Here is a 19714-nt window from a genome sequence, read left to right as displayed (position 1 = left end):
AGTGATTGGCGTCCGGGGTTCAATGTTTCTGTCAGACATTTTAAGGAACTGTTTTCCTTTGGCATCAACCTTCTGGGTATCCGCATCCTGGAATTCTTCAACGTTCGCTCAGATGACTTCTTAATTGGATACTTCCTGGGTCCGGTTGCTCTCGGTTACTACACTGTTGCCTATAAGTTATTACTCATAATGCTACAGCTACTGACTACCGTTACTGTAAAAGTGGCACTCCCCACATTTTCCCGGCTCCAGGAAAAACCGGAACGGATGCGTCAGGGGTTTTACCAGGTTACTCAGTTAACCAGCTTGATTTCCTTTCCCATGTTCCTGGGTATGGCAACCTTAGCGCCAGAGTTAGTGCCTGTTCTGTTTGGTAAACAGTGGATACCCAGTATTCCAGTGATGCAAATTCTGGCATTTATTGGTATTCTTATCTCAGTTAACCATTTCACTAGCACTGTGATCATGGCAATGGGCAAGCCCTCCTGGATGTTAAAATTGAGTTGTATCAGTTCTGTTATTAATGTAGTTGGCTTTGCCATCGCAGTTCGCTGGGGAATTGCTGCTGTTGCTGCTGTATACGTCATTCGCGGTTACCTTCTATCCCCTCTACATTTTTTGGCAGTTCAAAAGCTAATTCGTATTCAACTCAAACCATATTTGAGCCAGTTATTGGCTCCAATTGTGGGAAGTATTGGGATGGTTGTTATTATTGTGGGAACTAAATACTATCTCCATAGTTTACTCAATATGTTTGCATTACTAACTGTTTGTGTCTTGATCGGCATCTTAATATATGGGATAATAGTCTTTATGATTGCACCTAAACTATTGCAGCAGGCATTAAATATTGCTAGTTCAAGTTTTACAAAATCAACATAATCCAAATAAAATTATTACTATGATAATTTATATATCATCCTACCCACGCTCAGGAAACTCATTGATCCAGCAAATAATCAACGTATTTTTTGAAAAACCCTGGACTGAAGTTTACAAACCCCAAAAGCCCCTAGAAAAAATTACTGGTGTTCCTAGCTACTTCACAAACTGGCGATCTAGTCCTCACCCCTGGCAACCAAAATCAACTTGGCAACTGTTATGGGACAAATTCAATAGAAAAATTCTTAAAATATATGATGTAGAAAAATGGATTGCCACTTATGACTTGGATATCCCCCCCTATACGAAAAATTGTCGCTACTTACTTCCCGGTTGTTATGATGTACTAACTCCAAAAAACCGCCAAATATTGGCAGCCGAAGATACACCCTATTTTGTTAAAACCCACGCTACTCCCTATCGCCAATACTTTGAAAAAGAATATGTTATTCAAATTGTTCGTCATCCCGGACCTGTTTGTTGGTCATACCTAAACTTGTTAAAAGACTACTATAATAAACAAAAAACTCTGGATGATATAATTAGCGGTAAAACGCCAGCAGGTTCATGGAGTAAATGGCATCAGAGTTGGAAGCAAGCTATACCTTCTTTTAATGGTAGATTTATGAGATTAAAATATGAAGATGTGAAGTTAACAGATAGACACAGTATCTGTAAACAGATAAAGTTTATGACTGGTATTGACTATAATCCTACCAGAGAAGAAATCTCATTTGAAATTCTCCAAAAACAAGCGCCAAATTATTACCGCGCTGGACAAAATAAACACTGGCAACAGCATTACACTAGTGAGCAGATAAATTTATTATACAAATTACATAATGTTACCATGGAGGAACTTGGCTATGATTAATCTGAAGGGTAAGCTGTTTGTTATTTAAACAATACTAATCTCTGCCAATGAATAACCTCAAAGTGGCTTTTTTAAGTCGTTTAGGCAATAACCTCCATACAGACTTATTTGTTAAGCATCTTCAGAATAGGGAAATTAAAGTGAATTTGGAAGAAAGCAACTTTCATTTCATTTTCCTACCCAAGATATTTGGTCAAGAAAAGCCAGATATTATTCATCTTCATACGTTACATTATTTCTTTCTCGGCAAAAATTTTATTCATCGATGGATTAAATTTTTAATCTTCACGAATCAAATATTAATTCTCAAATCAATGGGGATAAAAATAGTTTGGACTGTCCATGAGTGGACTGACAGGTTTAGTGGAGGCAAGCAAGATATTCTACCAAAATGGTCGATACTGCTTGGCAAGCTATTCGATGCAATAATCACCCATTGTGATACAACTAAAAACCAGATTATTGAAGCTTTTCACTTGGAGAAAAATCATAAAGTATTCGTGGTACATCTTGGCAACTATATTGGGACTTACAAAAATGAAATAAACAAGGTAAACGCCCGGAAAATATTAGGGATTTCAACCGAAGCTACTGTTTGGCTTCTTTTTGGAAACATTCATCGCACTAAAGGTTTTGTAAAAGCTATTGATGCTTTTAAACAGTTACCAGGAAAGGACATATTCCTAATAGTTGCGGGATACCCGGCTGAACCAGATATAGAAAACATAATTAGAGATAAAATTAAAAACTACCCGAATATTTTGTTTTTCCCCAAGCGAGTTCCCAATGACGAAATTCAACTTTATATGAACGCCAGTGATTGCATGATATCTCCCTATCAGGTGTTTACCACCTCAGGGGCAACACTCTTGGCAATGTCATTTGGCAAAGCTTGTATTGCCCCAAATCAAGGATTTTTTAGGGACATATTGGATGATGCTGGTTCGTTTCTCTATGATGCAACGACTGAAGATGGCTTGTTTTCCGCTATCAAGCAGGCAAATGAAAAGAGAGAACATCTTTCAACCATGGGTCAACACAATTTTCAGCTAGCAAAGCAATGGAGCTGGGATTATGTCGCTGACGAAACACTCAAAATTTATCATCGTTGTTTAGAGTAAGTCATGAACTTGAAATCAGGAAAATTTGCGAGATGAAAATTGTACTGATCAGTACAGCAGATATTCAAGGTGGTGCCCCTCGTGCTGCCTATCGACTCCATCAAGGCTTACAACGTATTGGGGTTGATTCTAAAATGCTCGCCCAGTATAAGTATAGTAATGATAAAACTGTGATTGCCCCTACAACTAGATTCGGTCAAAGTATTGCCAGGACTAGAATTGCGGTTGATCGTTTACCCGAAAAGCTTTATCCTCGACGTCAAAAGGCTGGGTTGTCTCCCCAGTGGTTACCCGATCAAACAGTACCAAAAATTACTCAACTTAACCCAGATATCATTAATCTCCATTGGATTGGTGAAGCTTTCCTGCAAGTCGAAACCATCGCCAAGTTCAAGCAACCCCTGGTTTGGACACTCCATGATATGTGGACATTCACTGGTGGATGCCATTACAGTGGAGAGTGCGATCGCTATACAGCTAACTGCGGTGCTTGTCCTCAACTGGGTAGCAATCAAGATTGGGATTTGTCACGATGGGTATGGCAACGCAAAGCAAAAGCTTGGAGGAATGTCAACTTGACAGTTGTGGCGCTCAGTTCCTGGTTAGCCAACTGTGCCCGTGCCAGTTCACTGTTCAAAGACTTGCGAATAGAACTCATTCCTAATGGGATTGATACTACGGTCTATCGACCCATTAATCAACAAATCGCCAGAGAACTCCTTAACTTACCTCAACATAAGGCTCTCGTTCTTTTCGGAGCCTTAAAAGCAACCAGTAATCCCCGGAAAGGGTTTCACCGATTACAAGCAGCGCTACAAGACTTGAGTCAATCGGAGTGGCAGGATAGATTAGATTTGGTTATTTTTGGTGCTTCTGAAGCAGATAATCCCATGGATGTGGGTTTTCCGACTCATTACTTAGGGACATTGAACGATGAACTCATGCTGGCTCTTACCTATTCAGCCGCTGATGTCTTTGTCCTCCCTTCGACTCAGGACAACTTACCCAACACCGTCATGGAAGCGATCGCCTGTGGCACACCCTGCGTTGCTTTTAACTTGGGTGGGTTGCCAGATATGATTGAACATGAGCAGAATGGTTACTTAGCCCAACCTGATAAAGTAGAAGACTTAGCTCAGGGAATTGTCTGGGTTCTGGAAAACCAAGAGCGACATCAGAAACTCTCCCACTGCGCCCGTGAAAAAGCCGAACAAGAATTTACCATGGAACTCCAAGCCAATCGCTATTTATCCCTATTTACTGAACTTTTAGAAAAAGGTGATTATCCGAAACACTGAAGAATTAGGAGTTTACAATTAACTTTTATTAATTGGAGGTTGAAAATTGTCCCTTCGCACACTCCAACGATGGGAAGCTAAGTTAGAACCTTGGTTGGTTATTTTAATCCTTCTCGGTTTATTAGGAGTAAAGGCTCACCCACTCATCGACAAAGCCTTGCTTGCCGCAAGTTACTTTATCTTACCCGTGTTGATAATGGGGCGGTGGAAAAAATGGATTTATGCCGCGACTCTAGACATTCCCGTACTCCTCTTGTCATTGATGCCTACAGTTTCAGCTATCTGGTCTACTTCTGCTGTTGATACGATAGATTTCTCTAAAGGAGTTATACGGGCTAGTCTCTTGGGCATATACCTAGCCACTAGCTACAGCCTGAAAGGGCAAATGCAGATTTTTACCTGGGTGTTTGGCATCGGCACAGTTCTAAGTCTGGTACTTACTCCGAGTTTACCAGGTTATGGGAGAGTTGGTAGTGGTGAGTGGATAGGTATATATGCATATAAAAACCATGCGGCGTTAATGATGGCATTGGCCGCTATCCTCTTTCTGCTCAAAGCCCTAAATCAACAGCAGAAAAATTGGATATATTGGACTTTATTTAGTACTGCTATAGTACAGCTTGTACTAACTGAGGGCAAAACTTGTTACGCAATCTTTGCTAATTCGTTGTTCCTATTACCCCTCTATAATTCTGTTAAACAAAATCATTATAAAATGCGAATTTTCTTGGTGCTGATTATATCTCTGCTGCTTGGCACTTCGACAGTTTTACTCTTTCAAAACCTTGAGTTTATTATTGTCGATACTTTAGGAAAAGATATGGATCTTAATGGGCGCACGGCAATATGGACATTAGTTATGGATAAGGTGCATGAACGACCATGGCTGGGCTATGGAGCTTCGGGGTTTTGGGGTTCTAAGCATGCTTTATACGTGATTTATCATACTTGGGCAGCATCCGTAGAACACATTGGTATTAGTCCTGGACAAACAAAATTTAACGCTCATAGTGGTTATTTAGATTTTTTACTCCAATATGGATTTGTTGGCAGTAGCTTGATGATATATAGTTATATTACAATCATATTGAGGCTAGTTGCTATCTTAGCAGCAACAGCAAAAATTGAAACCTTTTGGATGATGCAAACGTTAGTTGCTATACTTTTCGTTAATGTTACCGAACGATTGGGACTGATCGGTTATGATACACTATGGACTATCCATGTAGCCATTGCTTTATCGACGGCTCTTGAGCAAAAGCGACTGCAAACACCAAATTAGAATCTACCAATGAACGTATTAGTTACAGGGTCAAGTGGTTTAATCGGATCAGAAGCGGTTGAATATTACGATCGCGAAGGTCATCAGGTAATTGGTGTAGATAACAATATGCGGGCGGAGTTTTTTGGTTCCCAGGGTGACACCAGTTGGAACCTTAGCCGTTTAAAGGAGGTTACTCACAACTTTCAGCATCATCACTTGGATATCCGCGATCGTCCAAGTGTGTTCAATCTATTCCAGACTCACCCCTTTGATTTAATTATCCACTGCGCGGCGCAACCTTCCCACGACAAGGCTTGTCAAATTCCCCTGTTGGACTTTGAAGTCAATGCGTTGGGGACGGTAAATCTCCTGGAAGCAACCCGGCAATTTTGCCCTGAAGCTGTGTTTATTCACATGAGTACCAACAAGGTTTATGGGGATGCACCCAATGAATTACCGTTGATTGAGCAGGAAAAGCGGTATGATTACGCCAGAGCAGAAGATTACCATGGTATTTCTGAAGAATGCCGGATTGACCGTTGTCTCCACTCTTTATTTGGTGCGTCCAAAACGGCGGCTGATGTCGTGGCACAAGAATATGGGCGTTACTTTGGCATGAATGTGGGTATCTTTCGCGGCGGTTGTCTCACGGGTCCCTCTCACTCTGGGGTAGAACTCCATGGCTTCCTCTCCTATTTAGTCAAAGTCGCTGTGACGGGAGGTACTTATAAAGTTTTTGGCTACAAAGGCAAGCAAGTGCGGGATAATATCCATAGCTTTGATGTTATCCAATGCTTTGAGGCATTTCGCCGTAATCCTCGACCCGGAGAGGTGTACAATCTGGGAGGGGGGCGAGACAATAGTGTTTCTGTCCTGGAAGCCTTTGATATCGTGGAAAGTCTGACAGGGAAAACCATGAACTGGACGTATGTAGACCAAAACCGAATCGGGGATCACATCTGCTACATCTCAGATTTACGGAAACTGAAAGCCCAATTTCCGGAATGGGGGATTACTCGCAGTATAACCCAGATTTTTGAGGAAATTGTTGCCGCAGAGCAATTGCGCTCGCTATAAAAAAGTCTAGTTTTCGAGGGAGTTAGCTAAGGAAATCGAAGAATTATGATGTCTTATGAAAATTTAGTCAATGAAGTCATAGAAACACACAAATCTCATCCAGTTGATATACTAAATGTAGGCGATCAGGAAGGTGAATATATCTTTTAGAACATTTAAACTTCAATCCTTTACCCATCATCAATGAAATAAACCGAGTAACAAAACCCGAAGGGTTTTTGTATATTGGAATGCCCAATATAGCAGAAATAGGTAACAGGCTCAAATTAATAAGGGGGAAATCTATACATCCGTCAATAGAAAGATTTTTTCAGCAATTGGATAGAACCAAAAATATGGTTGCTGGTTTACATTGGCGGGAATATAGTTTGCAAGAAACAAGAGAAATAGTTGAGAAAATGGGATACAAAGTGATAAAGTACTATTATTTTTCTAATTTAGACAATAATATAAAATTTGTAAATATCAAATCTCTAATTTAAAAGATATTATATGTGTACGAGCCATTCAAGCCCTATCAAGTAGTGATTGCACAAAAGAAAGAAAAGAAAAATTTTGATTTTTGGTTGACAGAAGTGAATACCTAGTATTGATAGATAAATGGAACCTTCATAGAATTAAATATGAATTTAATAAATGGTTTAGAAATATCAAATTTAATGAAGCAGGAATCTCCAGTGTTTATTTTAGGTGCCCCTCGGAGTGGTACAAGTATTCTTTATCGAGTACTTCAAAAACACTCAAGCTTTAAGCCGAAGAATTGCCAAGATGCAACTGGAGTAGATCTAACAGAGTCTAGAGTATTTAGAGAACCGTATAGTGTGTTTTCTACTACTTCTAATGCCTTCAAATATTTATTATGTGACAACAACTCTCATGAGAAATTTACTGAACTAAGCCAATATATTCAGCATCGTCAACGTTTAATACCAGGTAAAACGAGTTTGCATAAGATTTTGTCGAAATTTCATTTAGTTAAAATTAGAGAAGCACTTTGGAAATTAAATTATAATGATTTGTTGCTGAAACTTTTCTTTTACTATGCTAAGCAAGCAAGAGGTTCAAATAGAATTCTAGAAAAAACCCCGCAGCATATATTCCATATTCCAGAAATCAAGGCGACATTTCCCCAAGCCAAACTTCTCTTCATTTATCGGCATCCTGTTGATGTGTTTAGTTCGTATAAAAAAAGACTAAAGATTCAAGAAAATCTGGATTTAAAGAATTCAAAACGGCGTTGGATACAAGTAAGAGTAAATGATTTTTGTCATCTTTATGCTAAAAATATTAATTTAGCATTAGCTGAACAAGCGAGTCATCCAGAACAGCTTATGTGTATAAAATATGAAAATTTTGTCAATAACTTATATGGAGAAATTAAACCAATTTTATCTTTTATAGGAGAAGCCTATGAAGAGCAATGTATTCCTGCCAATGATACCCATAAATCCGATTGGAAGGTGGATACCACTTTGTTTGATCAAATAAAAACAAAAACTAAGAACTGGAGTGATTATATTAACGAGGATGATGCTCGATTAATTGAAAATGAATTAGCCAAAGTAATGAAGAAACTTAACTATTCAAGATACACTTAACATTAAAATAAAGATTCATGAGCCTTCTTCATAACGGTAATAATCAGCTTCTATTGTTTGATCTAGATGTTACAGGTCATCACCCAGGCTACATTCAGCACTTGGTTAAATATTGGTGTATATACGAAATACAAGGGAATTTGAATGTGGTAGTATCTGCTAGGTTTATAGGATTACATGCTGATGTTGTGAATGTAGCTTCGGAATTTGGTTCAACGAACGTAAACTTCGTTCCTATCTCTTTAGAAGAAGAAGCAAGTCTTAAACCTAAAGACTCTCCCTTAAATCGAGCTTACCGAGCTTTCCAAGAATGGAACCTGCTAGGCAAATACACAGGTTTGCTTAAGCCGAACCACTGTTTGCTCATGTATTATGATGGTCTTCAGTTCCCTCTGAGTTGGAGAGCAAATTTTCCCTGCTCCTTGTCTGGTATTTATTTTAGACCCGTATTTCATTATAGTGATTTCCCAGAGTTTATACCTTCCTGGAGGGAACGTTTTTGGCAATGGCGAGACAAATTCATCCTGTCTCGTACTCTCCGTAATGCCAATTTTAATACGTTGTTCTGTCTCGACCCTTTTGTTGTCGATTATATTGATATATTTAGCCAACAAGTTAGAGCTGTACCCTTACCTGATCCGGTACAAATTTACAATTATCCGGACTCTCAACTAGAAAAACTTAGAGAACAATTAGAGATTCAGCCCAATCGAATAACTTTCTTGATGTTCGGAGCATTCAGAAAGCGTAAAGGTATTGAGCAGTTACTTGATGCGGTTGCTCTCTTACCGTCTCATATTTGTCATCAGTTTTGCCTTTTATTCGTTGGTTCGGTAGCGGCAGAACCACTTGTGTATAAGCGCCTTGATGAAATTGCTCAGTCTTTACCCGTACAAGTTGTTAAGCACGAACAATTTGTCTCCGATCAAGAAATCCAGCCCTATTTTCAGATAGCAGACGTTATTCTCGCCCCCTACCAGCGTCACATTGGCATGAGTGCAATTTTAGTCAGGGCTGCTGCTGCCCAGAAACCTGTTCTCAGCTCGAACTATGGTGTCATGGGAGAGATTGTTAAGCGTTACAGACTGGGCTTGACTGTTGATTCAACGTCCCCCATGGAAATAGCTAAAGGCATAACTCAGTTTCTGTCAGAAGAGCCAAGTCAGTTTTGCAATTTTTCTAGCATGAGAGATTTTGCTGAACAAAACTCGGCTGAAAAATTTGCAACTACAGTTTTTCAACATATCTAATATAGATTTACATTCTGTTAGAAAATTATTATTACAGTAAAACAAATGAAACAGTTATTTATAGCATGGGTTAAATTTCAGCGACGTTCTGAATCGATGCAGCCTTACTTTGGTTATGAAGCTGAGTTTATATCATTTGCCTTTAAGAATCGACTCTTAAGACCTTTAGAATACATTTTCAAGACATGTAAGACGTTGATTTTATTCTTGAGCCAGCGACCTCAGGTTATTTGGGTTCAACTACCCCCCACCCCCATACTTCATCTAGCTCATCTTTACAAGCTACTATTTGACCATGAAGTCACAATTATTGCTGATTGCCACAATGCTACGTTTCGCCCTCCTTGGAAACTTTCTCCTGGACTGATAACTCTTCTTAATCGTTGTAATTTAGTACTCGTACACAATAATTGGATTAAGGAGCAGGCTATAAAAATAGGCGTTAAACATGAACACTTATATATTCTAGAAGATCCCGTTGCAATAGTCAGTAATGAAATATCACCACCTCAAAATGCATTTCCAAAACCGTGGATTCTATCTCCTTGCTCATTTAACCGAGATGAACCAATTGATAAAATTTTAGCAGCGGCTCGCTTAGTCCCGGAAATTACCTTTGTTCTCACTGGAAATACCAACCGCGCTCAAGGTATTCATGACTTAAGTGAGAAACCTGCTAATGTTCACCTAGCAGGCTTTCTACCTAAGACAGAATTTGACAGCTTACTCTGTACAACGGATGCTGTTTTAGGTTTAACCACATTAGAAGGAATCCAATTGAGCGTAGCGAATGAAGCCGTTGGTGCTGGTAAGCCAATGGTTATTTCTAATACGAATCTATTGAAAACGCTATTTTATCAGGGGGCGGTATATGTAGATTCTATTGATCCCAAGTCAATTGCTCAAGGTTGTCAAGAAGCTTTAACAAAGAAAGACGAACTTACAAAGGAGGTTATTCAACTACAAGAAGCGCGAAACAAACGCTGGCTGGCTCAGGCAAGTAAATTAGAGGAAATCATAACAGATGTTACCTGAAACCATTGCTCTAACTGGAAAGGTATCCAATTGAAGTATAACTCTCTTCCTGTATAGCTTTGAGTACGGTATCCAGGATCGAGTTTGTCTAAGTCCCGATAGTAAGGGTAGGTCAACCCTATGATCGTGTCATCTTAAACACAATCTGTCTGTAGGGGTGCTTAGAGAATAGCCTAAGTTGTTCGGCATTTAAACCTTGATGTCAATTAAGTAACGGATGTAATGTAAAAAATTATGACAAGACAGGATAATAAGCATATCTAATCGTAGCATAAATCTAACGTAACTGAAAAAATCAGTTGAGGAAACAATGCTATGAACTCGCCAACTCGGGTGCTGATCATCGTCGAAAATCTACCAGTTCCCTTTGATCGACGGGTATGGATGGAAGCAACTACCCTACAGAAAGCAGGATATCAGATTTCAGTAATTTGTCCACAAGGCAATAGCTTTGATAAACAATACGAAGTCATTGAAGACATCCATATCTACCGCCATCCCCTACCACCAGAAATGAGTTCAGTGACTGGCTATCTGCGAGAATATAGTTGGGCACTCAATTGGCAGTTCCGTTTAGCCCGTCGGGTATGGAAAGAGCGCAGTTTTGATATCGTTCACATTTGTAATCCACCCGACTTGATCTTCCTCATCGCCGGATGGTTTAAATTATTTCATGGGATACGGGTAATTTTCGATCACCATGATCTCAGTCCGGAAATGTACGAAGCCAAGTATCAACGCCGTGACATTTTCTACCACGGTTTACGCTGGGCTGAACGTTTGACGTATGCGACAGCAGACTTAGTTATTTCCACCAATGAATCACACCGACAAATCGCTCTCACCAGGGGAGGGAAGAAACCCGAACAGGTCTTCATCGTCCGCAGTGGACCTGACCTTTCCCGCTTTTATACAATGCCTCCTAATCCCAGCTACCGGAAAGGTAAATCCTATTTAGTCGGATACGTGGGTGTCATGGGCGAACCTGAGGGCATTGACTATTTGTTAAGAATTGTACGCTATATCGTTCAGGAAAAAAATAGCCACGATATCCACTTCATGCTAATTGGCAATGGACCGGCGCTCGAAAAACTTAAAGCCTTATCTCAGGAGTTAGAGGTTACGGAATTTGTTGAATTCACCGGATTTAAGACTGGAGAAGAACTGTTAGAACGACTTTCGAGTTGTGACATTTGTGTAGAACCCTCGCCCACATCCGCTTACAACGAAAGTTGCACCATGAATAAAATTCTGGAGTATATGGCGTTGGGAAAACCCCTTATCCAATTTGACCTGAGAGAGGGAAGACGTTCGGCGGAGGAAGCTTCTCTGTATGCTAAACCCAATGACGAAGTAGAGTTTGCCGAGAAAATACTCCATCTTTTGGATTCTCCCCAACTTCGCGAAAAAATGGGAGCAGAAGGGCGACGCCGGATGGAAGAAATGTTTGAGTGGCGTTATCAAGCCCCTAAATTACTAAAGGTCTATAAGATGCTTGAACAATGTATAGTATTTTAATCAAATGAAATTAAGGAAGCTACCCACTGATTAAATTTTGTTCGGATCAATAGTTTTACAGATTTGTCCAATAATAGCTTAAAGAAATGTCACATCACTCAATTCAGCACTCACCCATATTCTTATTAGGAGTAGGCAGATCTGGAACGACACTTTTGAGAATGATGCTTGATTCTCACCCAGAAATTATGTGCGGTTCAGAAGCGCCGTGGATTACCAATCAAGTGATAGACGGTTTTCCGAGTTTACGAGAATTGACACAATACCTAATTAAACATAAGTGGGGACCTGTTAATGGATTAACTGGTGTTAATGAAGATATAATTTATCAGCAAATGGCTTTATTTATTGACGGAATTATGTCTACGGCAGCACAAAGTTATGGTAAGACTCGTTGGGCAGACAAGACGCCTAGAAATATCATTGCAGTACCATTTTTGTACCGTCTATTTCCTCACGCAAAATTTATACACCTCTTCCGTGATGGACGTGATGTCGCTCTATCTACCAAGGCAGCTCCTTGGAAAACGATTCCCTATCGCTCTAACAAAGTCAAAAATACTTATGGCAATGCACTCAAACGCTGGGTTGATTGGATAGAAACTTTTCATATTGACGCTAAAGCACTGAAACTCACCTACCTACCTGTTCGCTATGAAGATTTAGTATGTTCGCCTAAATCAGAGATACAGAAAATTCTAGACTTTATAGAGGTTGAGTGGAGCGATCAAGTGTTGAATCCTTACAAATTTGAACACGATACGGTTGAAGGAGAGGGCAGGAAGTCATTTTACCTGCGCCAATCTATTGATACTCAGGCACTTTACCGCTGGAAAAAAGAACTCAACTGGTTTGAACGGCGATCGACCAAGGCGATAGGGGAAGAAACTTTGTTAAAATTGGGGTACGAATCTACAGAATCAGCAAAAATATAATGAAGACCCGTATTAAGCGAAAAATCCACAAAATTATTATAGTATTTTTTCTCGCAATCTTCGCTTTTTTGGTTTGGGGGCAACTCGATAAATTTATCAATAATTCACTTACCACAGATGGTAAATTTACTCAAATTTATTCGCATAAAAAAATATATGATTTGTATGATATTGGAGTAGTAGATATCAATAATGACGATATTCTTGATATATTTACTACTAATCATAATGCTCGACAGCTTCTTCTACTGGGTGATGGACGTGGAAAACTAACTAATAATCTGTTATCGCAATGGCGATTAGATCAAAATCCGAATTTTCCCGGTATGGAAGACTCAAACGTCGAACCCTTGATAAATGTTCCAGGTCTATATATTTATTGGCATAAGTCAAATTTAGTTATACAATCCAAAGACATTGCTTCAGTCGGTGGTGAAATTAACCTTTCTTCAGGTATTACTGTGAAGCAAAAGCATCTTTTCAGTACTGAAATTAACGAAAATAGGCTTTCTTCAGGAGCAAGTCAAACTTCTATAAAATTTACCGCTTCAAAAACTGGTAGATTAGTTCTTAAACCAGACCTCGTTGCCCTTCCAATCTCTTTCAAGGTAGACAGCAAGCTTCCCTTGAAAAGCTTATACATAGGCAATCAACGAATTAATGCACTTTCACATAATTTTGTCCTCTATTTGAAAGATCGTCACGGTATGGCTTGGGCAAACTATAGCGGAGATAACCAGATTGATGTATTCATTTCTCGTGGTGGTTTAAGGGGGAAAATGAATCAGTTACCAGAAATTTTTCGGGATGAACTGCTAATCAATAATGGTTCTAGTTTCAACGATCACACCCTTCAATCAAACATTGATAAAGACGGTTGTTCAGCACGACAAGTTGCATCTGTGGATTTTGATAGTGATGATCTCCTTGATATTTACGTTGTGTGTGGAAGAAAACACCCACCAACTCAATTTCAACCCAATCAACTATATCATCACGAGATTAATCACACTTTTGTCAATGTTGCTGAACCAAGAGGTCTCGACATCCCTGAAGTGGGTTCATTTGTATGGTTAGATATTGACAACGACGGCGACTTAGACTTATTTTGGAAAGACAAAAAGGAATTCAGATTGTACATTAATCAATCGGGACAGTTTAATTCTCAATCGATTGGTCTAAACCCAGGAAATCAAATTGGAAAACTAACGATTGCTGACTACGATGCGGATGGCGATTTGGATTTATTTGCAGCTTCAGCCAATAGAAATACTTTATTAGTCAATACTGATGGTAAGTACCAATCAACTGACCCCACAACAGTGGGATTACCGATTAAAAGCCTAACTGCTAACTGGGTCGATTATGATAACGATGGTTTGACAGACTTACATACTGTGCCTGAGGGGTTATATCGACAAAATCGCGATCACAAATTTAAAGCAACGCATCTCCTAGAGAGTAAGTCTCCAAAATTAGTAGCTGAAGCCCGATCCACCTGGTTTGATGCTGACAACGACGGCTTGCGTGACTTACTGATGGCAACACGTTACCGTACTCCTCGATGGGCAAGGATATTTAACGGCAATATTGACCCCAAAGAGTGGACATTGAAGCTTTACCGAAATGTTTCCACTGCCAATCACTGGTTGGAAATTAAGTTGGTCGGAGCAACTAGCAATCGTCAAGCCATTGGCGCACGGGTTGCAGTAACCACATCTAATGGATTTCAGTTTCAGCAAGTTGGTCAAGCTGAAGGTTCTGTCTATTCACAAGGGCATTATCGTCTATACTTTGGACTGGGAAAAGATAAAAAGGTAGCTTCTGTCAAAATTTTCTGGTCTAACGGTCAATTGCAGGAAATCAAGAATCCCGCAATTGACCAGTTACTCGTCATCAAGCAAGAAAACTAGAAGCTGTATTTCAAGATGTTTTAAATTTATTCATACAAATTGATATAATTTGATTTATTTTGACTTCTAATAACTAAAAATGCAGAGCAAAAGTAAAAAATTAAAACAAAGAAAATTTCCTAATAGCGGGTTTCATTTGTTTGTCCTTGGTGTGTTAATATTAGGCATATTTTTTCGTTTCGTAAATATCGATCGCAAAATCTATGAGTTCGATGAAGTCTACACCTCATTACGCATTTCCGGCTACACCATGGCAGAAATGGAGCAAGAACTCCGTAATGGTCAAGTCATATCCATTAAAGATTTGCAAAAGTACCAAGCCCCTAATCCAGAAAAAAATCTAGTCGATACAATCAAAGGCTTAGCCTTAGAAGAATCTCAGCTTACACCACTCTATTTCATCCTAGCGCGGTTTTGGGTACAGTGGTTTGGCGATTCTGTCGCGGTGACGAGAAGTTTATCCGCCTGCATCAGTCTCCTGGCATTTCCCGCCATCTATTGGCTTTGCCAGGAATTATTTACCTCATGGCGAATCGGATGGATTGCCATGGCACTAATTGCCATTTCACCTGTTCACGTCATCTATGCCCAAGTCGCCCGATTTTACAGTTTATGGACTGTACTCATCTTACTATCAAGCGCTGCACTATTACGAGCTATACGGGTGAAGACAAACTTGGGTTGGGGCATTTACTCATTAACTGTCATATTAGGGATATACACCCATTTGTATTTTGGATTGGTTGCCATGGGACAGGGAATTTATGTTATTTCAATCAAAGGGTTCCGATTCAGTAAAACGTTAATTTATTACATACTAGCATCCCTAGTGGGACTAATAACTTTCTCCCCTTGGCTCTTGATTCTGATTACAAGTCCCAACCCAGAAACACTCCAGTGGACTCAGTATAAACAACCCCTATTCGCAATAACGGTGAGATGGGTTGATATGGTCAGAAGTGCTTTTATGGATATAGGTGTTAGTCCTATTAATCAAGTGACACTTAAACCCGAATTAGTTCCTTTTATTTTAATCACATTAACGTCAATAATCTATGCGATTTATTTTATTTGTCGAAATACACCGCAACGAGTTCACTTTTTTGTATTAACATTAATTAGCTCAGTAGGACTAACTTTAGTACTAGCCGACTTTATTTTCCAACATCGTTACGGTGCGACTAAATACATACTCCCTTCTATCTTAGGTATCCAGCTCGCTTTTGCCTACTTAATTGCCACGAAACTTAACGATTCTTTTAGTCATAGATGGCAACAAAGATTGTGGAAAACGTTAACCTCAATGTTACTTGGTATGGGCATCATCTCTTGCACAATCAGCGCTCAAGCAGAAATTTGGTGGAATAGTCATCCTCACGTTAGCCACGATATTCCCTCAATCGCTGATTTAGTGAACCAATCTCCTCAACCCTTGGTAATCAGCGATTATGATGACCTGAAATTCATACAAGTACTAGGGTATCAATTGGAACCAAAAGTGCAGCTACTTCTCGTAGAGAAACCCAGCATAGCGAAGGTTCCTACTGGTTTTAGTGATGTGTTTTTATACAGACCTTCTGAATCATTAAGAACTGGACTAGTGAAAAAGTATAACACACAAATCAAGCGGATTTACCCACCGCTCTGGAAACTAGAAAATCACACTCGCTAACACTCCACTATCGCTTCGTTCTCCAATGACAGACTCGCTTCCGTGCGAGGTGCATAATAAACTGAAGTTCCCCCAACCAAAAAATCAAAACTGCCTCACCGTGCGGCTTTCCGCGATTTTTTAGCCTTCCTACATGGGTACGATTTTTGAGGGGTTTGAGCGCTCAAACCACTACGGAATAAGGCTTTAGCCTGGGTGTAGTACATCCGCACGGGGAGAACTTCAGAATAAATCACTATACAATAAACCCCAGATCCGCAAAAATCAACTTATTTTTACACTTAAGTAGATCAGCAGAAAGTTTTTGAACAATATACATTCAATGAACTTTCCATGAAGTTAAGGTAAAGTTTAGCAGGCTTTTATGTAAAGACTTGATGAACTCCTCAACCCAGCACAGCTCCCTTATTTATAGTGGTATTGGATAACCAGCAAAATTGGAGTAAAACTTTGAGTCAAACCATCACAGTTACCAATCTTGCAGATAACAAGTATTCCGAGTCCTCTGTTCCTGGGTCTTTGAGAGAAGCAATAGAGAAGGCAAATCCAGGCGATACCATTCAATTTGCTCCTCGTCTTGCCCAGGAAACGATTATCCTTGAGCGGCGACTAGAAATTGAGAAAGACTTAACCATTGATGCTGCTGATGCTCCAGGTTTAACGATTAGTGGCAATCAGGAACATCAAATTTTCCGCTTATCTGAGAAAGCGACAGATGTGACATTCCGGAATCTCACCTTAGTCGATGCCGAATCCGAATATGCGGGAGCAGCAATTTGGTCATTAATCCCGAATGTAAAAATTACCGTAGAAAATAGTCACTTTTACAACAACATCGCTGGACAAGGACCTGCCATTTGGGCGAAAGAAGGGGCTGATGTCACCGTGATTAACAGCATCTTTGACGGCAATCATGCAACTACTGATGTTGATAGTGCTGGCGGCGCAATTAGTGTCTTTACCAAAAGTAAACTGACGGTAAAAGGCAGTGAGTTTACCAACAACAAAGGCTTTGCCGGTGGGGCAATTACCACCATTTTTACTCCTCTAACCATAGAAGACTCCATTTTCCGTAATAATCAAAGCCGCAGTTGGGGTGGAGCGGTGAACAATGATGGTGCCAGTGTTCCGTTTCAAGAGCGGTATTACGATGGTGATTTACCCAGAGACAAAGAAGGTGGTGAAACGATTATTCGCAACACCGTTTTTGACGGTAATCGTTCCGTGTTTCAGGGTGGCGGATTAGCTTTATTTGGTTATGACCAAGACTACATCACGATTGAAGATAGCACGTTTATCAATAACGAGGTAATTCAGAACCAAGAGGGAATTGCCAGAGGCGGTGGGTTGCGAGTTGCGGGTTTTGTAACAATTAAAAACACGACAGTTGCCAACAATCGCTCTCACGAAGAGGGAGGTGGTGTATGGTATCAAGGAGAAGTGCCAGTCACGATTACAAACAGTACTTTTTCGGGTAACCAGGCAAAGGATGAAAAGGGCGCAGGATTTGGTGGCGGGATTTATAGTCAACAATGGGGTTCACAAACTAATATTACTAATACGACGTTTGCGAATAATTACGCGGGCAGTGAGGCGGGGGCAATTTATGCAACCAGCCAACGTCACCATCTCACGAATACGATTTTTTACAATAATACAGCCGGAAATAAGTCTAAAATTAAACAACAGACTAACATTGAATTAATCGACGCCGGGAATAATCTCCAATATCCTGATCTAGTTACTGATGATCCCGATGACGTAAACGTAACCGCAGATATCCAAATCGCTGATCCCCGTCTGGGTGACTTACAAGAAATTGATGGTCGCTTAGTCCATCCCTTACTGGAAGGAAGTCCGGCGATTAATGCAGGGACAAAAAAGAATGCTCCCAAAACAGATCAACGGGGTTTACCACGGGATGACCAGTATGACATTGGCGCTTTTGAATTTGCCCCAACTCCAGTACCTTCACGCGGTGGTGATCCCTCGACGGGTGGTGATGCCAACAATGATGACGACAATGTCAGTCCACCGACTTCTGTCACACCCGTGCTTAATCAGACTGCTAATGATACCCTCCAGATTACAGGCAACTCGGAATCAGCCCAATTGCAATTTACTTTAACTGATAACCGCTCGACTTTTGTCAATGAAATTGGTATTTTTTACCTAGATGATGAACAAGGTCGGGTCAATGGCATTGCACCGGGAGAGGGCGGCTATCTCAACGCTGTCTTCTCCCAACCACAAGTCATTGTCTCCACGCTTTCCGACAACCCCTTTCCAGAACTCAACCTCACTCGTCAATTGACTGTTAACGTGGGGTCGCGTATTGGCTTTTACTTTGTCCGAAATAGCACCACTGATACGGTGTTGGCAGATTTAGCCACAGGACAAACACCATCCAATGTGTTCTTTGCCTTTCCAGACGCCAATCAAGATGGTTTTGACTATGGACAGATATCCCCACAGGACGATGGCAGGTTTATCCTGCAATGGCAAGAGGTGCAGGGTGGAGGCAATACTGACTTTGATGACCTAGTTCTAAGCGTTGAACTATCCGACACTCTCCCCTCCCTAGGAACAACGTTCCAAGGACAGCCAGAAGGCGAACTGATTGACTTGACTGGAGCCACCAATCCAGTATCGGCTGACTTTGTGGTGAATCGGGAAGCGGATTATGATAATTCCTTTGGCTTCTATGTCGTTGATGATATTACAGGTCGCATTGACAATCTTGCTCCCGGTGACCCCGGTTATGCAGGAGCGGCGATTAGTCAACGATTAAATATTGAGGCAAATACTTTGCCCGGAGATGTCATTATCGCACCATTTATCATTGCTGATGGAACCCCAGAGGAGTTTCTGGCGGAGAATCCGGATAATCAGCCCGGTACAGATCTCTTAGCCTATTTTACCTATTCCAGCGCTAATCCGGATCGGGTTGACCACGTCCGCTTGCTGGGAGATAACACCTTTGCGTTTGAAGATATATTCGGTGGTGGTGATTTTGACTATGATGATCTGGTTGTACAAGTTAATTTTGCTTAATTGATTGGGGTTAGAACACATCATTTTGTAGAGACGTTGCATGCAACGTCTCTACAACAGCCATAATAACAGGGCACGGCAATGCCCATTGGTGTCAACTTAAGGTGAAAGCTCGGTTGAGCAAGGGTGTCGGGTGTCGGGTGTCGGGTGTCGGGTGTCAGGATGGAATTGTCTGTTGGAGGCGAAAAAACCTCACACCTACCACCATTCACCTCACCTATTC

The 19714-nt window shown here is 40.5% G+C and carries 15 protein-coding genes; all 15 read left to right on the top strand.

The window, feature by feature from the left end; genetic code table 11:
- Positions 1 to 882: oligosaccharide flippase family protein (locus RIG66_RS22085; protein ID WP_446380880.1), on the top strand; the 882-nt coding region annotated here is incomplete at its 5' end.
- On the top strand, positions 851 to 1756 hold the full coding sequence (locus RIG66_RS22080) for a sulfotransferase domain-containing protein (protein ID WP_446380879.1): 906 nt from the start codon (positions 851 to 853) through the stop codon (positions 1754 to 1756). The genes RIG66_RS22085 and RIG66_RS22080, both read left to right, overlap by 32 nt.
- Before the next feature lie 47 nt (positions 1757 to 1803).
- A complete protein-coding gene (locus RIG66_RS22075; protein WP_446380878.1) occupies positions 1804 to 2877 on the top strand; it encodes a glycosyltransferase family 4 protein in 1074 nt (357 codons plus the stop codon).
- Positions 2878 to 2909: 32 nt separating this feature from the next.
- Positions 2910 to 4175: a glycosyltransferase family 4 protein gene (locus RIG66_RS22070; protein ID WP_446380877.1), complete on the top strand. Its 1266-nt coding sequence runs from the start codon at positions 2910 to 2912 to the stop codon at positions 4173 to 4175.
- A gap of 94 nt (positions 4176 to 4269) precedes the next feature.
- A complete protein-coding gene (locus tag RIG66_RS22065) occupies positions 4270 to 5457 on the top strand; it encodes an O-antigen ligase family protein (RefSeq protein WP_446380876.1) in 1188 nt (395 codons plus the stop codon).
- Positions 5458 to 5466: 9 nt separating this feature from the next.
- Entirely contained in the window at positions 5467 to 6516 is a 1050-nt protein-coding gene (locus tag RIG66_RS22060) for an NAD-dependent epimerase/dehydratase family protein (protein ID WP_446380875.1), read from the top strand.
- A gap of 230 nt (positions 6517 to 6746) precedes the next feature.
- The gene (locus tag RIG66_RS22055; protein WP_446380874.1) at positions 6747 to 6998 is read left to right on the top strand and encodes a hypothetical protein; all 252 of its coding nucleotides are present in this window, start codon (positions 6747 to 6749) and stop codon (positions 6996 to 6998) included.
- Between the two features lie 141 nt (positions 6999 to 7139).
- On the top strand, positions 7140 to 8114 hold the full coding sequence (locus RIG66_RS22050; RefSeq protein WP_446380873.1) for a sulfotransferase family protein: 975 nt from the start codon (positions 7140 to 7142) through the stop codon (positions 8112 to 8114).
- A gap of 17 nt (positions 8115 to 8131) precedes the next feature.
- Positions 8132 to 9364 carry a glycosyltransferase gene (locus RIG66_RS22045; RefSeq protein WP_446380872.1) on the top strand — a complete coding sequence of 411 codons (1233 nt, stop codon included), beginning with the start codon at positions 8132 to 8134 and terminating at the stop codon, positions 9362 to 9364.
- Positions 9365 to 9409: 45 nt separating this feature from the next.
- The gene (locus RIG66_RS22040; protein WP_446380871.1) at positions 9410 to 10399 is read left to right on the top strand and encodes a glycosyltransferase; all 990 of its coding nucleotides are present in this window, start codon (positions 9410 to 9412) and stop codon (positions 10397 to 10399) included.
- A gap of 315 nt (positions 10400 to 10714) precedes the next feature.
- Entirely contained in the window at positions 10715 to 11917 is a 1203-nt protein-coding gene (locus tag RIG66_RS22035; protein ID WP_446380870.1) for a glycosyltransferase family 4 protein, read from the top strand.
- Between the two features lie 86 nt (positions 11918 to 12003).
- Complete coding sequence (locus tag RIG66_RS22030; RefSeq protein WP_446380869.1) at positions 12004 to 12852, top strand: sulfotransferase family protein; 849 nt, start codon at positions 12004 to 12006, stop codon at positions 12850 to 12852.
- A complete protein-coding gene (locus RIG66_RS22025) occupies positions 12852 to 14765 on the top strand; it encodes a CRTAC1 family protein (RefSeq protein ID WP_446380868.1) in 1914 nt (637 codons plus the stop codon). Before RIG66_RS22030 ends, RIG66_RS22025 begins: the two co-directional genes overlap by 1 nt.
- Positions 14766 to 14844: 79 nt before the next feature.
- Positions 14845 to 16437, top strand: coding sequence for a glycosyltransferase family 39 protein (locus RIG66_RS22020; RefSeq protein WP_446380867.1), 1593 nt, complete (start codon positions 14845 to 14847; stop codon positions 16435 to 16437).
- 450 nt (positions 16438 to 16887) lie between these two features.
- Positions 16888 to 19491 carry a DUF4114 domain-containing protein gene (locus RIG66_RS22015; RefSeq protein WP_446380866.1) on the top strand — a complete coding sequence of 868 codons (2604 nt, stop codon included), beginning with the start codon at positions 16888 to 16890 and terminating at the stop codon, positions 19489 to 19491.
- Positions 19492 to 19714: the final 223 nt, after the last annotated feature.

The organism is Coleofasciculus sp. E2-BRE-01 (genome assembly GCF_040221695.1).
Taxonomy (GTDB): Bacteria; Cyanobacteriota; Cyanobacteriia; order Cyanobacteriales; family Coleofasciculaceae; genus Coleofasciculus.
Note: the sequence above shows the minus strand (reverse complement) of the source record. Positions and strands in the feature narration are given on the sequence as shown.

Coding starts and splice junctions, on each gene's coding strand:
- RIG66_RS22075 (WP_446380878.1), top strand. CDS start 1,804: ATGAATAACCTCAAAGTGGCTTTTTTAAGTCGTTTAGGCAATAACCTC.
- RIG66_RS22070 (WP_446380877.1), top strand. CDS start 2,910: ATGAAAATTGTACTGATCAGTACAGCAGATATTCAAGGTGGTGCCCCT.
- RIG66_RS22060 (WP_446380875.1), top strand. CDS start 5,467: ATGAACGTATTAGTTACAGGGTCAAGTGGTTTAATCGGATCAGAAGCG.
- RIG66_RS22055 (WP_446380874.1), top strand. CDS start 6,747: ATGCCCAATATAGCAGAAATAGGTAACAGGCTCAAATTAATAAGGGGG.
- RIG66_RS22050 (WP_446380873.1), top strand. CDS start 7,140: ATGAATTTAATAAATGGTTTAGAAATATCAAATTTAATGAAGCAGGAA.
- RIG66_RS22045 (WP_446380872.1), top strand. CDS start 8,132: ATGAGCCTTCTTCATAACGGTAATAATCAGCTTCTATTGTTTGATCTA.
- RIG66_RS22040 (WP_446380871.1), top strand. CDS start 9,410: ATGAAACAGTTATTTATAGCATGGGTTAAATTTCAGCGACGTTCTGAA.
- RIG66_RS22035 (WP_446380870.1), top strand. CDS start 10,715: ATGAACTCGCCAACTCGGGTGCTGATCATCGTCGAAAATCTACCAGTT.
- RIG66_RS22030 (WP_446380869.1), top strand. CDS start 12,004: ATGTCACATCACTCAATTCAGCACTCACCCATATTCTTATTAGGAGTA.
- RIG66_RS22025 (WP_446380868.1), top strand. CDS start 12,852: ATGAAGACCCGTATTAAGCGAAAAATCCACAAAATTATTATAGTATTT.
- RIG66_RS22020 (WP_446380867.1), top strand. CDS start 14,845: ATGCAGAGCAAAAGTAAAAAATTAAAACAAAGAAAATTTCCTAATAGC.